The organism is Sporolactobacillus pectinivorans (assembly GCF_002802965.1).
GTDB lineage: Bacteria > Bacillota > Bacilli > Bacillales > Sporolactobacillaceae > Sporolactobacillus > Sporolactobacillus pectinivorans.
The window spans coordinates 2,273,636-2,288,169 of the sequence record NZ_NXGA01000001.1; the positions used below are offsets into that span (position 1 = coordinate 2,273,636).

At 44.4% G+C, this 14,534-nt stretch carries 15 protein-coding genes; 9 read left to right on the forward strand and 6 right to left on the reverse strand.

Features of this window, described 5'->3' with window-relative positions; translation table 11 throughout:
* The first annotated feature begins 104 nt into the window (after window positions 1–104).
* From COP04_RS10905 to COP04_RS10915, 3 genes are read left to right on the forward strand one after another with little or no spacing between them, the layout of a single operon-like run.
* A complete protein-coding gene (locus tag COP04_RS10905) occupies window positions 105–593 on the forward strand; it encodes a PTS sugar transporter subunit IIA (RefSeq protein ID WP_100488047.1) in 489 nt (162 codons plus the stop codon).
* Between the two features lie 27 nt (window positions 594–620).
* Window positions 621–926, forward strand: coding sequence for a PTS sugar transporter subunit IIB (locus COP04_RS10910; RefSeq protein WP_100488048.1), 306 nt, complete (start codon window positions 621–623; stop codon window positions 924–926).
* Between the two features lie 41 nt (window positions 927–967).
* The gene (locus COP04_RS10915) at window positions 968–2,374 is read left to right on the forward strand and encodes a PTS transporter subunit IIC (RefSeq protein ID WP_100488049.1); all 1,407 of its coding nucleotides are present in this window, start codon (window positions 968–970) and stop codon (window positions 2,372–2,374) included.
* Window positions 2,375–2,826: 452 nt separating this feature from the next.
* Here COP04_RS10915 and pfkB read toward each other — a convergent pair whose 3' ends face one another.
* Window positions 2,827–3,777 carry a 1-phosphofructokinase gene (gene pfkB, locus COP04_RS10920; RefSeq protein WP_100489642.1) on the reverse strand — a complete coding sequence of 317 codons (951 nt, stop codon included), beginning with the start codon at window positions 3,775–3,777 and terminating at the stop codon, window positions 2,827–2,829.
* Window positions 3,778–3,944: 167 nt separating this feature from the next.
* On the opposite strand from pfkB, the gene COP04_RS10925 reads away from it, so the two are divergent.
* Window positions 3,945–4,694 carry a DeoR/GlpR family DNA-binding transcription regulator gene (locus COP04_RS10925; RefSeq protein WP_100488050.1) on the forward strand — a complete coding sequence of 250 codons (750 nt, stop codon included), beginning with the start codon at window positions 3,945–3,947 and terminating at the stop codon, window positions 4,692–4,694.
* A gap of 378 nt (window positions 4,695–5,072) precedes the next feature.
* Here the strand turns inward: COP04_RS10925 and COP04_RS10930 are convergent, their stop codons facing one another.
* Window positions 5,073–6,740 carry an L-lactate permease gene (locus COP04_RS10930; RefSeq protein ID WP_100488051.1) on the reverse strand — a complete coding sequence of 556 codons (1,668 nt, stop codon included), beginning with the start codon at window positions 6,738–6,740 and terminating at the stop codon, window positions 5,073–5,075.
* 220 nt (window positions 6,741–6,960) lie between these two features.
* Between COP04_RS10930 and COP04_RS10935 the strand changes: the two genes are divergently transcribed.
* The 4 genes from COP04_RS10935 to COP04_RS19590 all read left to right on the forward strand — a co-directional run bounded on the left by COP04_RS10935 (window position 6,961) and on the right by COP04_RS19590 (window position 8,941).
* Window positions 6,961–7,605, forward strand: a complete 645-nt coding sequence (locus COP04_RS10935) for a class I SAM-dependent methyltransferase (protein ID WP_100488052.1) — start codon at window positions 6,961–6,963, stop codon at window positions 7,603–7,605.
* A gap of 11 nt (window positions 7,606–7,616) precedes the next feature.
* Window positions 7,617–8,330 (forward strand): SOS response-associated peptidase, encoded by a 714-nt coding sequence (locus COP04_RS10940; RefSeq protein WP_100488053.1) that lies wholly within the window; start codon window positions 7,617–7,619, stop codon window positions 8,328–8,330.
* A gap of 162 nt (window positions 8,331–8,492) precedes the next feature.
* Complete coding sequence (locus COP04_RS10945; protein WP_100488054.1) at window positions 8,493–8,747, forward strand: helix-turn-helix domain-containing protein; 255 nt, start codon at window positions 8,493–8,495, stop codon at window positions 8,745–8,747.
* A gap of 44 nt (window positions 8,748–8,791) precedes the next feature.
* The gene (locus COP04_RS19590) at window positions 8,792–8,941 is read left to right on the forward strand and encodes a hypothetical protein (RefSeq protein WP_157800261.1); all 150 of its coding nucleotides are present in this window, start codon (window positions 8,792–8,794) and stop codon (window positions 8,939–8,941) included.
* A gap of 250 nt (window positions 8,942–9,191) precedes the next feature.
* Here the strand turns inward: COP04_RS19590 and htpG are convergent, their stop codons facing one another.
* On the reverse strand, window positions 9,192–11,075 hold the full coding sequence (gene htpG, locus COP04_RS10950; protein ID WP_100488055.1) for a molecular chaperone HtpG: 1,884 nt from the start codon (window positions 11,073–11,075) through the stop codon (window positions 9,192–9,194).
* A 273-nt stretch (window positions 11,076–11,348) separates the two neighbouring features.
* Here htpG and COP04_RS10955 point away from each other — a divergent pair, with 273 nt between their 5' ends.
* Window positions 11,349–11,999 (forward strand): histidine phosphatase family protein, encoded by a 651-nt coding sequence (locus tag COP04_RS10955; protein WP_100488056.1) that lies wholly within the window; start codon window positions 11,349–11,351, stop codon window positions 11,997–11,999.
* Window positions 12,000–12,224: 225 nt separating this feature from the next.
* Here COP04_RS10955 and COP04_RS10965 read toward each other — a convergent pair whose 3' ends face one another.
* From COP04_RS10965 to COP04_RS10975, 3 genes are all read right to left on the reverse strand, one after another.
* Complete coding sequence (locus COP04_RS10965; protein ID WP_100488058.1) at window positions 12,225–12,512, reverse strand: dihydroxyacetone kinase subunit DhaK; 288 nt, start codon at window positions 12,510–12,512, stop codon at window positions 12,225–12,227.
* Between the two features lie 300 nt (window positions 12,513–12,812).
* Entirely contained in the window at window positions 12,813–13,979 is a 1,167-nt protein-coding gene (locus tag COP04_RS10970) for an aminotransferase (protein ID WP_100488059.1), read from the reverse strand.
* A complete protein-coding gene (locus tag COP04_RS10975; protein ID WP_100488060.1) occupies window positions 13,979–14,479 on the reverse strand; it encodes an Lrp/AsnC family transcriptional regulator in 501 nt (166 codons plus the stop codon). Before COP04_RS10975 ends, COP04_RS10970 begins: the two co-directional genes overlap by 1 nt.
* Window positions 14,480–14,534: the final 55 nt, after the last annotated feature.

Consider the following 14,534-nt stretch of genomic DNA (forward strand, 5'->3'; position numbering starts at 1 on the left):
AATTTTTTTATCAATAAATATGTTGACAACGCTTACAATAAGATTTACAGTAAACATGTAAAAAGGAACATAAATGAACATATTAGAACCAAGGAGGTTTGAAAATGACTATTCAGATAGACTTTAATTACAATGACATTTATTCTCTGTCTGCTCTTAATCAACAGGAACTGTTTGATCAGTTGGGTGTTGCACTGGTAAAGCGCGACGATGTTACGGAATCCTTTTCTGAAGCCGTTTATATCCGTGAAACACAGTATCCTACCGCTCTTGACATGCAGCCTGTGTTCGCTGGTGGCCCAAATATAGCGATCCCGCATACCGAACCGAAATACTGCAAGAGCCGCAAGGTGATCGTTATCAGACTGAATCAACCGATTGACTTCTATAATATGATCAATCCAAAACAGAATCTGCCGGTCCAATACCTGTTTGCAATTCTGAATAATGATCCGTCGGCCCAGACGAATATTCTGGCGAATCTGATGGATCTCTTTAAGAGTGATCATTTCCTTGAGAAGCTCGGGAAAGCTCAAAATCAAAAAGAAGTTTATGATGTTTTAAAACAATATGCCAATGTTGTATGCGCTTAATTTATTAAAATCAGGGAGGAATTTATAATGATTAAAATTTTAACTGCTTGTGGCGCCGGAGTGAATTCAAGTCATCAGATCAAGGATGCTCTAGAAGAAGAAATGAAAAATCGGGGCTTTGACGTGAGCTGTGAAGCGGTCATGATCAAGGATGTGACGGAGGAAATGGTTTCGAAATTCGACATCTTCGCACCAATCGTAAAACCGGATCTTGGTTTTGAGGTCGCTATTCCGACAGTTGACTGCGGGCCGATCCTTTACCGGATTCCGGTGATGGCTCAGCCTGTATATGATCAAATGGAAGAGACAATTAAAGGATTGAATAAAAAGTAAACAGCTTAAAGTGTGCTAAAACTAAACAGGGGTGAAGATTCATGGGTTCAATTATTCATTTTGCAAACAGCATTTTTAATCCAATCATTGCACTGGGTGCTGCTCCCGTCATGCTGATTGTTTTAACAGTCATTGCACTTTTATTCCGTGTGAAATTTACGAAGGCTCTGGAAGGCGGCATTCGGCTGGCAATCGCCCTGACCGGTATTTCAGCAGTAATCGGCTTGCTGACTGCCGCCTTCTCAACTGCTTTGACCGGCTTCGTTAAGTCGACCGGTATTCAGCTGAGTATCACTGACGTAGGTTGGGCTCCTTTGGCAACGATTACATGGGGCTCTCCATACACCTTGTTCTTTCTTCTAATCCTTGTCTGTCTCAATATTGTGATGATTTTTCTGCACCGGACGAATACGCTTGATGTTGATATTTTTGATGTCTGGCATTCCGCTTTTGTCGGATTGCTGTGCATTTTCTCTGGTGCCAACCTGTTCATCGCGACTTTGCTGGTTCTCATGATCGGTGTCATGAAAATCATCAACTCTGATCTGATGAAACCGACGTTTAATGACCTGCTGCATAATGACAATAACCCAATGACCACCACTCATATGAACTACATGATGAATCCTGCCATCATGGTTTTAAATAAAATATTTGATGTCATTTTCCCTTGGCTCGATAAATTTGATTTTGACGCTGCAAAACTGAACAAGAAAATTGGCTTCTGGGGCAGCAACTTCTCCATTGGCATTTATCTTGGCGTATTCATTGGTTTAATGTCCCATCAAGATATGAAAGCCATTTTCGTTCTGGCGTTTACTGCAGGCACTTGCCTGGAACTCTTCTCACAAATTGGGAATTGGTTCATTAAAGCAGTGGAACCCCTCTCTCAGGGTATCTCCAATGTGGCTACGAAATATCTGAAAGGACGCAAATTTAACATCGGACTTGACTGGCCATTCCTTGCGGGTCGCGCGGAAATCTGGGCGGCTGCCAATGTTCTTGCACCGATTATGCTTGGTGAAGCACTGATATTGCCTGGCAACCATCTGCTTCCGCTTGGAGGCATCATTGCCATGGGTGTCACGCCTGCACTGCTGGTGGTCACTCGCGGCAAGATTATCCGCATGATCGTTATCGGAGCTTTGGAACTGCCGATCTTCCTCTGGGCTGGCACGCTGGCCGCACCGTTTGTTACGCATACGGCTAAATTAGTCGGCGCGTTCCCAAGCGGCGTTCCAAAGGGTCAGATGATCTCACAGACTACTATGGAAGGCCCGATTGAAAAATTTCTGGCCTACCTGGTTGGCCATGCAACATCTCAGGCCGGTATGTACATCGTCTATGCCCTGCTTGCGATTGCCGGTTATATTCTGCTCTTCATCTGGTACGCTTTCCAGATGAAGAAACGGAATCAGGCTTATGCAGAGGCCAAAGCGAACAGCTGATTGCGCCTGCGAACAAATCAATATCTAAAGAAAGCCGGGACAAATGCCTGATTATTTTGTCCCGGTTTTCATTTAGTTTTAAATATCTATATGCCTTTTCATTCCTTAAATGTAATGGTCGCATAGTGAAGACGTGCTGCGCACCCTCAAATCGGGAACAGCTCCATTTGCTAGAAGTATCACTTCTAATTTTGAGTGCTTAACTTCCGGGATCGTGCATATCGAGTGCGTAAACGATATACGTTTGTATCGGCATATCGTTACGTTTCGCATATATAGCCTTGGACATGAAACGAATAACTCCTGACAAAGAGTGAATAACGCACCAATCATTATGCAATTCCGTCTTCTGTGCAAGGAACGCGGATTAAGCTAAACGATGTAGGAAATAGCAGACATACTAAAAAAAGCCGGGCATTTTCGTCCGACTCCATTTTTATACTTGCATCCTTCTAACGGTTCACCTGATAATCCTTTTCTTCCAAACGGCTGACTGAAACCTTTTTCAAAAACGCGTCAATCCGCTCCGTGTTAATTACTCCTGTCGCTGATTCTAAGGCATTCAAAGTTCCAAATGTGCTTCCAAGAGCAAGAGTTTTCTCAGCGCTGTATCCTCGGGCCGTGCCCAGAGCCAGGCCGGCAATCATTGAGTCGCCTGATCCCACCGCGCTGACGGCCTCAATTTTTGCTGCATGGACTCGATAAAATGTCTTGTTAAGGAAAGCCAAAGCCCCTTTGCTTCCCAGCGAAACAACAATATTTTCAGGACCTTCTGCTGTTAATTCCTTTATAGCCTCAACCAGTTCCTTTTCAGAATCAATGGTCCTTCCGATCAGGGCTTCAATCTCATACTGATTGGGCTTAATCAGAAAGGGCTTTGCCTTGATTCCGGTTTTCAGTGCTTCTCCGCTTGAATCAAGGATGAATTTTTTCCCACATTTATTAGCCAGTTCGATCAATTGGCGATAAAATTCTGTTCCTAACCCTCTTGGGATACTGCCTGAAGCGGTAACTACATCTCCCAGTTCCAATAATTTTTCATAGTTTTGAAAAAAGGCAGATTTTTCATCAGGTGAAATTTCCGGACCGTTTTCCAACACTTCTGTCTGATTCCCTTCATGCATTAGTGCGAGGCAGTGACGGGTACTCTGCCTGATCGGCACAAAGCGATGTTTAACGCCCTGCTGATCCAGCTGCTGCCTGATGAAAGTTCCGGTCAGGCCACCGAGAAAACCGGTTGCAATGACCGGTTCGCGATTCTGATGGATGACACGGGTAACATTCAGCCCCTTGCCTCCTGCTGTCAGAATGGGATTGCCGCTTCGATTCACCTCATTGATTTTGAGTGCTTTCAGTTGATAATTCATGTCAACGGAAGGATTTAATGTGATTGTAATGATCAAAAAAAACACCTCGATATTGTTTACATGTGTTTTATAATGTTCTATTATGTTTATAATAATCATGTATAATAATATTGTCAACGCTTTCATATACAATTATTTTGCAATTTTTCTCTTATGCAAGTAATCGATCAAATGTCTGATTCAACAGGAAGGATTGAACAATCATGTTAAAAACAAAGCGTCAGGAAGCTATACTCTCAATGCTGGATGCCGCAAAAGTCGTGGAAGTCGTTCAGCTTGCCAAAGATCTCAGGGTCACCGAGATGACAATCAGACGTGATCTGAAGGAACTGGAAGATGATGGCCAGCTCGTGCGTGTTCATGGCGGCGCAAAAAAATCCGGCTTTTCCTCCTATACAGTGATCAGCCACGAAAAGAAAACAAAAATCCACACGGATGAAAAGAAGGAAATTGCGAGAAAATGCGTGGGGTTAATCAAGGAGAATGATATCGTTTTTCTCGGAAGCGGTACAACTATCGAATATATTGTTGATATTCTACCGTCTATTGATCTCACCATTATCACAAACTCGCTTTCTCTCTTTAATCGCCTCCAAGGTCTCAACTTCCGTTCAACGATACTCATTGGAGGCAGGTACCGGCACAGCACAGACACTTTCTATGGTGTATTTTCAAATGAAATGATCAGTCACATTAAAGTCGCAAAGGCATTCATTGGAACGAACGGAATCACCGGTATTAACGTCACAACGACTTATGAGGATGAGGGCCAGGGCAACCAGCTAGTCTTAAATAACGCGGAGCAACGCTATATTGTCTCGGATTATTCAAAGCTGGAGATCAGTGCGCTGTACACTTTTTATAATCTGAAAAATATTGATGCCCTGATCACTGACAGCAGAATTGCGGAGTCCCAAAGGCAGTATTATGAACGGTTCACGAAAGTGTTGTAAATGCTCGCTATTTGTCGGCAAGTTTATGAGGCACTAACATAATAGGGTACCCATTTGATGTAAAATGAAGAAATTATTCTTTATCAAAGCGGGTGTAGAAAGGCATACTAAAAAATATATTATTCTACTCATTCCAACGCTTATCATCATGTTTTGACTGCTTTATTTTCCTCAATAAATAAAAAAAATTTGCTTCGTCCGTACCCGTCTTGTTTTAGGTTACCTATTACTTGTGGACGCATTTAGAAAAAGAGCTGGAGAAAGATCAAAACAAGAAGAAACGCCGCTGTTTGAATGGCGTTTCTGCTGATCACTTAATTCCCTTTTACAAAATAATGTTACCCGATCTCCCCTCTTCGCCATGCATCCCATCAGAATTCAAGGAATCATCCACTGGAAGACATAAGCCTGCAACAGCGTGATCACGCCAACGATGGCGAGAAAAAACAAGCTGTGCTTGATTGTGAACAGGAACAGGCTCCCCTCTTTTCCGACCTGTCCGGTTGCAGCTGTCGCTACGGCGATCGACTGCGGCGAGATCATCTTCGCAGCGACACCGCCTGACGAGTTGGCGGCTACGAGCAAGGTTGGATCGACGCCGATCTGATGGCCGGTGATCTTCTGCAAATTTGAAAAAAGTGCATTTGATGACGTGTCGGATCCGGTGAGAAACACACCAAGCCAACCGATGATCGGAGCGACGAAGGGGAAGGCAGCGCCGGTTGACGCGAGCCCGAGGCCAAGCGTCGCACTCATGCCGGAATAATTGTCGATATACGCGAATCCAAGCACGGAAGCGATCATAGTCAGAGGAAAAATCAGAGATTTAAGCGTCTCACCGAGAGTCTGAAACCATTGCTTCCAGGTCAGCTGAAGAATGAATTTGCTGATGATACAGGCGACCATAATCGAACTGCCGGTTGCAGCGAGCAAATCAAACTTATAAACCGCGTCATAAGGGGTCAGCTGATTGACAATCGGCTGTGCTTTCTCGACCACCCCGTTCAACCCAGGTATGGGGATTAGCACAGTTAGTTTGCTGAGCATATTTTTTACAACATCCGACCCGCCCCAAAGACCGATCACAACGACAAGGACGGCAAACGGGGCCCATGCCTGAATGATTTTTCCGGTCGGATGTTGTGCTTTATTCTCCAGGGCCACCGCCTGTTCGGTGAGGGCGCCTCCCGCAAGTGGAAAGATTGGTTTTTCTTCTTTGAAACGGAAGACCGTTCTCGGCTTCCAAACTTTAAGAAAGGCTGTCAAAGCGATGAGACTGACGATTGCGGAAGCAATATCCGGAAGTTCGGGGCCGAGATAATTCGAAGTAAAATATTGCGTAATCGCAAAGGAGAACCCGCAGACAAGGATTGCCGGCAAAACTTCGATTGTTTTTTTCCACCCGGCAATAATGAACACCAGCCAAAACGGGACAAATATGGATAAAAAAGGGACTTGGCGTCCGACCATCTGGCTCAGCGAATGAACGTCAATTCCCGTAACCTGCGCTGAGGTCAAAATCGGTATGCCGACACCTCCGAAAGCAACTGGAGCGGTATTCGCTATCAGGCAGAGTCCCGCCGCGTAAAATGGATTGAATCCGAGACCGGCCAGCAAGCCTCCGGCAATTGCGACCGGTGTTCCGTATCCGGCGGTACCCTCCAGGAAGGCTCCGAATGAAAAAGCGATCAGCAGCGCCTGCAGCCTTCTGTCCTCAGTCACGGAGGCAATGGAATCCCGAATCAGTTCGAAATGGCCGGAAGCCACCGTAAGCTTGTATAGAAAGACAGCAGTCACAATGATCCAGCCGATTGGCCAGAGTCCTTGAAAAGCCCCGTAAATGGTTGCTGAGATAGCCGGAACGACAGGCATTCTGTATACTAGAATCGCTTCAAGGACGGCAATGAGTACGGTGAGTGAACCGGCCAGATGCCCTTTCATCTTTTTAATTGCCAGAGCCCAGAAGAAAAAAGCAATCGGCACACAGGCTATGAGAAACGAGAGCAGCATGTTCCCAAGAGGATTGTAGTTCTGTACCCAGTGCATGTTTCAAAAACCTCTTTTCTGAATGAGATCAAAAATATTGTATTAAATCAAGAACTATTGTAAGCGCATTCATTATAGCATTCAGAATTTTATATGTGAACATTCTGTGAACAACTTTTTGCCGACAAATCCTGCCTCTTTTCTCCTTGCTGAATCATTATGACTTTATGACTCTTTACGCTATGATATAAAAAAGGAATGTTTAGGAGGTTCTATCTCAATGAGCGATCGGACCCGAACGATTGAAAAAAGGTATGACCGGGTATCAGGAATTTACAACATGATGGATCGGATGATCAAAGATTCTTGGCGTCAGGGACTCCTCTCGTCCGTCCAAGGAAAAGTACTTGAGGTCGGTGTTGGAACAGGGGCCAACCTGCCTTTTTATCCTGCCGGTGCTGAGGTGACCGGCATTGATTTCAGCAAGGGCATGCTCAATCAGGCCCGGAAAAAACTGTACCAGCTGCATACGGAGAATCATATCCGTCTGATAGAAATGGATGCTCAGGATCTTCAATTTTCTGATCAGATATTTGACTTCATTGTGTCCACATGCGTGTTCTGCTCCGTTCCTGATCCGATCAAAGGTCTTAGGGAGCTGGGCCGGGTGTGCAGGCCTGACGGGAAGATTCTGATGCTGGAACATATGCGCAGCGAGAACAAAGTCGCAGGAGTGATTATGGATCTGCTGAATCCACTGACGGTGAGACTCTGGGGAGCAAATATTAATCGCAGAACTTTGGACAATATCCGTTGTGCCGGTCTGACTATCGAAGAAAGTGAACCTATATATGGCAGTATTATGAAAAAACTGATTGTAAGTCGAAACAATTCAATGCAGAATGCTATTAAACTTGTCAATTGAGGTGTTTCATCATGTGTGGCAGATTTACGCGGATTGTGCCGCTCGAATCGATAGTGATCCGATTCACAATTTTGAATCAGGTCGATGAGAAAGACTATAAATCAAGTTATAATATTGCTCCCGGGCAAAATATTAACGCCATTATCAATGATGGCCGACGTAATCGCTTTGGCCAGCTTCGCTGGGGGCTGGTGCCCTCATGGGCAAAAGATCCCAAAATAGGCAATAAACTGATCAACGCACGTGCGGAGACGATTGCGGATAAGCCCAGCTTTCGCGATGCCTTTCTGAAAAGGCGCTGTCTAATTCCTGCCGACAGCTTCTATGAATGGAAACATGATGATGAAAATAAAAAAATGAAAACACCGATGCGTTTTCAACTGAAATCCGGTGAACTTTTTGCGCTAGCCGGAATCTGGGAATCCTGGAAAGCCCCTGACGGACATAAGATTTTCTCGTGCGCCATCATCACGACAGAAGCAAATGAACTAATGGCTCCGATTCATAACCGGATGCCTGTGATGCTGAGAAAAGAAGATGAAAAATTCTGGCTTGATCCATCCAACCATGACCTAGAAGCCCTCAGTCAATTGCTCATACCCTATTCGTCTGAAAACATGGAAGCCTATCAGGTTTCCGAAGACGTCAATTCTGTGAAAAATGACGGACCCAATCTTATAAAGAAAGTCAGACGGGACAATGAGAATCATATTAAGCACGATTAAGAAAAGCTTAATTTATTAAAGATTGCCAGTGGAGAAAACGCGTCCATTTTAATAACGAGATGAATCCGCGTCTTGCAATCCCATAGAGATAAGATCACCGTACCTTCTTATGTTAAAAAGAGAACGTGTGTGCCATAACCATTTCTGAAGGGAGGCGAACCCATGGTCACGAAGGGCTTGAAATTGAGAATCTATCCCAACAAACAGCAACGCCAGCAATTGACTCAAAATTTTGGCTGTGTGCGTTTTGTTTGGAATCAGATGCTGGCGATGCTCAACGAACGGCAGGCAAACAATCCTCAGGCTCCTTTTTTACACGTCTATGAGTTGAACAACTTGCTCCCTCAACTGAAAAAAGAGCATCCATTCCTTAAGGATGCGGAGAGTACCAGTCTCCAGATGGTCAACAATATTTAACGGATGCGTTTATTGCTTTCTTTAAGAAGGAGAAGAAGCCCTTTTTGGGCATCATAATGACAATCTTTGTCGGTTTCATCCAGCTCGTTGTTGTGACTTCGCTAAACTTTTATGGAAAAAAATTTCTGAACAGCCGGACGCAGTACGTGATCTCGTTTGTCTTTGCTGTTTTGTTCTGCATAGCCATCACTTAGTATGTCTCAATGGTTCCTGTTTTAAGATAGGATCAGCGGACATAATCCGGCCAGAATCAGAGGTGATCCCATTTTGTCTACACTACGCTTTCCCCACTGCCTATAACTGCCTATATCGGTTCGGCTTTAAATCAATTCGGTTCGATTTTAAAAATTCGTATCCCCTTCGCGTTAAAGAAAATTTTTATGCCACAAAAAAAGCAGCTGCTCCCGTTTTTGTCGGAAGCAGCTGCTTTTCTGAGAGCCTATTTCAGTTCATCAGTTTGCATATATCATTCGCAAAAGCGACCGGATCCTGAACCTGAAGGCCTTCTACCAGCAAAGCCTGGTTGTACAGGATGTTCGTGTAAAGGCTGACTTTCTTTTCATCATTCAGGTCATAAGCTGCTTTCAGTGCTTTGAAAACTTCGTGATTTGTATTGAGTTCAAGGATTTTATCTGCTTTGACATTTTCATTGTTTGGCATCTGATTGAGCACCTTTTCCATCTCAATCGATACCTCGCCTTCAGTTGCAAAGCAGACAGGATGTGTCTTCAGTCGTTTCGAAGCGCGGACTTCCTTGACGTTATCGGAAAGGATGTCCTTCATTTTGTCAAAAAGATTCTTGTTGACTTCTTCTTCAGCTTTGCTTTCCTTTTTCTCTTCTTCACTTTCGAGGCCAAGATCGCTGCTGGATACTGACTTAAACGATTTTTCTTTATAGGCATTCACCATCTTGATGGCAAATTCATCGACATCGTCAGTAAAGTAGAGAATTTCATAGCCTTTGTCGGCGACAAGTTCGGTTTGCGGCAATTTTTCGATCTTCTCGTTCGACTGACCAACCGCGTAATAGATGAACTTCTGATCTTCAGGCATTCTGGAAACATACTCGCCGAGCGTCACCATTTTCTTTTCCGTTGACGAGTAAAACATCAGCAGATCCTGCAGTTCCTCTTTGTGAGTGCCGTAATCCATGTACGCGCCATATTTCAGCTGGCGGCCAAACGATTTATAGAACTGCTCGTATTTTTCACGGTCTTCCTTCAGCAGCTTCTCAAGTTCCTTCTGGATCTTGTGTTTAATGTTTTTGGCGATCAGCTGCAGCTGCTTGTCCTGCTGCAGAATTTCACGCGATATGTTCAAGGACAGGTCTTCCGAATCAACCATGCCTTTGACGAAGCTGAAATAGTCCGGCAGCAGATCAGCGCATTTTTCCATGATCAGCACGCCGTTTGAGTACAGCTCCAGGCCCTTTTCATATTCTTTGGAGTAATAGTCGAAAGGAATGTTTTCCGGGATGTAGAGAATTGCGTGATAGCGCACCGCACCGTCCGCCTGGATATTGATATATTTCAGCGGCTTGTCATAGCCGTAATGTTTTTCGGTATAGAAGTTCTCATAATCCTCGTCTTTCAGCTCGTTCTTATTCTTGCGCCAGAGCGGCACCATGCTGTTGACTGTCTGTTCTTCCTTGAATTCTTCAAATTCCTTGTCGTTATCTTCTTTTGGACGGCTTTCAGTGACTTCCATTTTGATCGGGTAACGGATAAAGTCGGAATATTTTTTAATAATCTCTTTCAGGCGATAGTCTTCAAGAAATTCACCATACTTTTCATCATCAGTGTCTTCCTTCAACTTCAGAATCACATCGGTTCCGACGGCATCTTTGTCGCAAGGTTCAACAGAATAGCCATCTGCACCCTGCGATTCCCATTTATACGCCTGATCACTGCCCAGTGGTTTAGTGATAACCGTAACAACATCGGCAACCATGAATGCTGAGTAAAAGCCGACACCAAACTGGCCAATGATGTCATGTCCGTCTTTGGCTTCGTTATCATTCTTAAAATTGAATGAACCGCTTTGCGCGATAGTGCCGAGATTGTTCTCCAGTTCTTCCTGTGTCATGCCGATGCCGGTATCCGAAATAGTCAACGTCCGGTTTTCTTTGTCCGGAGTAATCCGAATATAGTAGTCATCTTTATTAAAGTTCAATGAATCATCGGCAAGCGCTTTGTAGTAAATTTTATCAATCGCGTCACTGCTGTTCGAAATAATTTCTCTCAGGAAAATTTCCTTCTGCGAATAAATCGAATGGATCATCATATCCAACAGTTTTTTCGATTCTGCTTTAAATTCTTTCGTTGGCATAAAATCTCTCCCCTTTTCAATAAATCCATTCCATATGTAACACGTATACCGTTTCTGTCATCGGATTAGCACTCATCATGCATGAGTGCTAACACATAATTTTATATATCATTCAAGGGCATTTGTCAAATTTGTCCTGTGTTTGAAGTCATACTTATTCACTAATTATACCTAGTAAAACGTTTACACTCATTTCAATCAATGTTACGATGGATCTGTTAATCCATTACATTAATCATAACACGGTTTTAGGTGAATTAGAGGAGGCAGTATATGAAAAATATATACATAGTCAGGCATGGGGAAACAATTCTCAATCTTCTCAACCGCTCTCAGGGCTGGGCGGATTCTCCGCTCACACGGAAGGGTGAACGGCAGGCTGAAACACTGGGGAAAACGATTAAGGAAATGCCGATCACCTTTGATGCCGCCTATACGAGTGATTCAGGGAGAGCCAGAGAAACAGCGCGCCTGGTCCTGAACCACTCGGGAAATAGTAGTGTCCCTTTGACTGAGACTGAAACTTTGCGTGAAGCGGCGTTCGGCAGCTTTGAAGGCTATGATAACGATGAAATGTGGGAACAGGCCGGTCTGGCTGTCGGCATATCCGGCATGAGCAGGAAATCACCGATTGACCTGAAAATTAAAGCAATCGAAGGCATCAAAAAATCGGACAAAATTAATTACGCAGAAGGTTTTGAAGAAGTCAGCCGCAGAATTGAAGACCTTAAGAATCTTATCATCAGCAGCGAAGCCTCCAGTATTCTATTGGTCAGCCATTCACTGCTAATTTGCTGCATTTTACATGTGCTTTTCCCGAACGGATTGAAAATTGATAAAGTACCAAATGCCAGTGTCACAAAGATCCATTATTCGGAAGAAGCCTTTCATTTGGACTACATTGGGCGAACTGAAGAATTGTGAGCGGTTATTTTAGATAAGTCGGGACGCTTTGAATGCGATCCCGATTTTTTATTTTAATAATCATTTTATCTTTGGTTTATCTTTTTCCTCAATCAGTGCCTGTCGTTCAGGCTTTTCTCAAAACAAACTGCTTCGGGACGACCAATGTACTTCCCATAATTATGAATACGACGGTAAGACTTACTTTTGTAAAATTGAACGGCTTTCTGGTTTATCTGGCTCGTTTCAAGAATTAATTTTATATATACCCCATCTTACGTACCCCATCTTACGGGCTTCATTCTCCAGATAATCCAGTATTTTACCTCCTATTCCCTGTCCGACAAAGCCGGCATGCGTCGGTTCATGACCGCTGCCGCCTCCGCTGACAAAGGCAACCTTTCCCTTAGACAGCCGTTTATTCAGGACAACATTTGTTCCCGGAATGCGTTCGATCAGATCTTCGCTTCCGAAAATCAGCCCGTCAATCATCTGATCCACGACATCTTCCGGTTTATTGATAATTTTTTTCATCTGGCAACACCCCTTTCGATCTTCCCAAATAACATACATCTTAATCTTAATGTGTAACCGCTTACAATTCTATCTCTATAAAGCTTATTTACACAATTTTAAAGAAAACAGAAAAGCAGCAATCGGAAAAGCAAAAATATTCCCGGACAATTTTTTGTCCGGGATCATTGGAAATTTATAAAATGGCCTGGGAGCATTCAGTTTAATCCAGCCACTTTTCACACTAATCCTTTTAGGCAACTTCATGCATAAATCCGGCCGGGCTTAAGAAGGATACTCCATTGTATCGCTTTCCTGAGATCAAAGATTATCGACAAACCGCTTCATGCGCGTCATCGCTTCCTGGAGCTGCGCCATAGAAGTGGCGTAAGAGCAGCGCACGAAGCCCTCGCCCCCTGCTCCGAACGCATTGCCGGGGACGACCACTACTTTTTCAGTCTGCAAAAGTCGGGTTGCGAACTCTTCCGAACTAAGCCCTGTTGATTCAATGCATGGAAAAGTATAAAAAGCGCCCTCAGGATTATGGCAGGCCAGCCCCATGTCATTTAGCGACTGAACGATAAAATTGCGCCGCTGCCGATAGCTCTTCCTCATCTCCTTGACGTCCTTGCGCCCAGTCTTCAGCCCTTCGAGCGCGGCATACTGTGCCATGGTCGCGGCACACATAATGGCGTACTGATGAATTTTCAGCATGCCTCCGATAATTTCTTCCGGCGCACAGACAAAACCTAGCCGCCACCCCGTCATTGCAAGATCCTTTGAAAAACCGCTGACCAGAATGGTACGTTCACGCATGTCATCGAGCGCGGCGAAACTCGTATAGAGTTCGTCATAGACAAGTTCAGCGTAAATTTCATCAGAAAGGATCAGTAAGTCGTTATCCTTAGCAACGGCAGCGACTTTCTCCATTTCATCCTTGCTGAGCATCGAGCCCGTCGGATTATTGGGTGAACAGATCATGATTGCTTTGGTGCGCTCCGTGAGTGCCTCCCCCAGCTCTTCAGCAGTCACTTTAAAGTTGTTTTCCCTGTTTGTTTGAACGATGACGGGAACGCCGCCGGCAAGAGTGACCAGAGGCGCGTATGACACAAAGCACGGTTCAATCACCAGAACTTCATCACCTGGATCCAGAATGGCTCTCAGCGCGATATCAATGGCCTCGCTTGCGCCCACCGTGACGATAATTTCAGATTCCGGTTGATAAGAAACACAAAAATAGTTCTCGATATATTTTGCTATTTCTTCCCGAAGCGCCGGCAGCCCGGCGTTTGCCGTATAGGATGTATAGCCATCTTCCAGAGACACGATGGCAGCTTCGCGGACATTCCACGGTGTAACGAAATCAGGCTCACCGACACCCAGAGAAATCACTCCGGTCATTCCCGCTGTTGCGTCAAAAAATTTCCGTATACCGGAAGGCTGAAGTGTTCTGACATGTTTCGCCAGATAACTGGTTTTTAATTCCATCACGGCGACACCACAATTCGTTTGTCCTTGTCATCCGAATCATAGATCGTGCCGTCATGCTTATACTTTTTCAGTACGAAGTGTGTCGTCGTCGAAATGACACCATCGATGGTCGATAGTTTTTGAGTGACAAAATGAGCCACTTCATTCAGTGAGTTACCCTCGACAACAACGGACAGATCATAAGTTCCAGACATCAGATAGACTGACTTCACTTCCCTGTGTCGGTAAATCCGCTCCGCGACATTTTTGAAACCGACATCTCTTTTTGGCGTGATTTTAACGTCAATCATCGCCGTCACGCCCTGGTGACCATCAATTTTTGTCCAGTCGACAAGCGAAACATAGCGCACGATGATTTTCTGCTCTTCAAGTTTTTTTATAATTTCCCGAGTCTGCTCGACACTCAGATTTGTCATCTTGGCGACATCCTCATTTGTCAGACGGGCATCTTTTTCAAGTATTTCGGCAATTTCAATTTCAGTCGCAGTCAGTTTCATTCTATCTCTCCTCTCAAATCATACGTTTCAAAATACAAAAGAACGTCACAGTCAT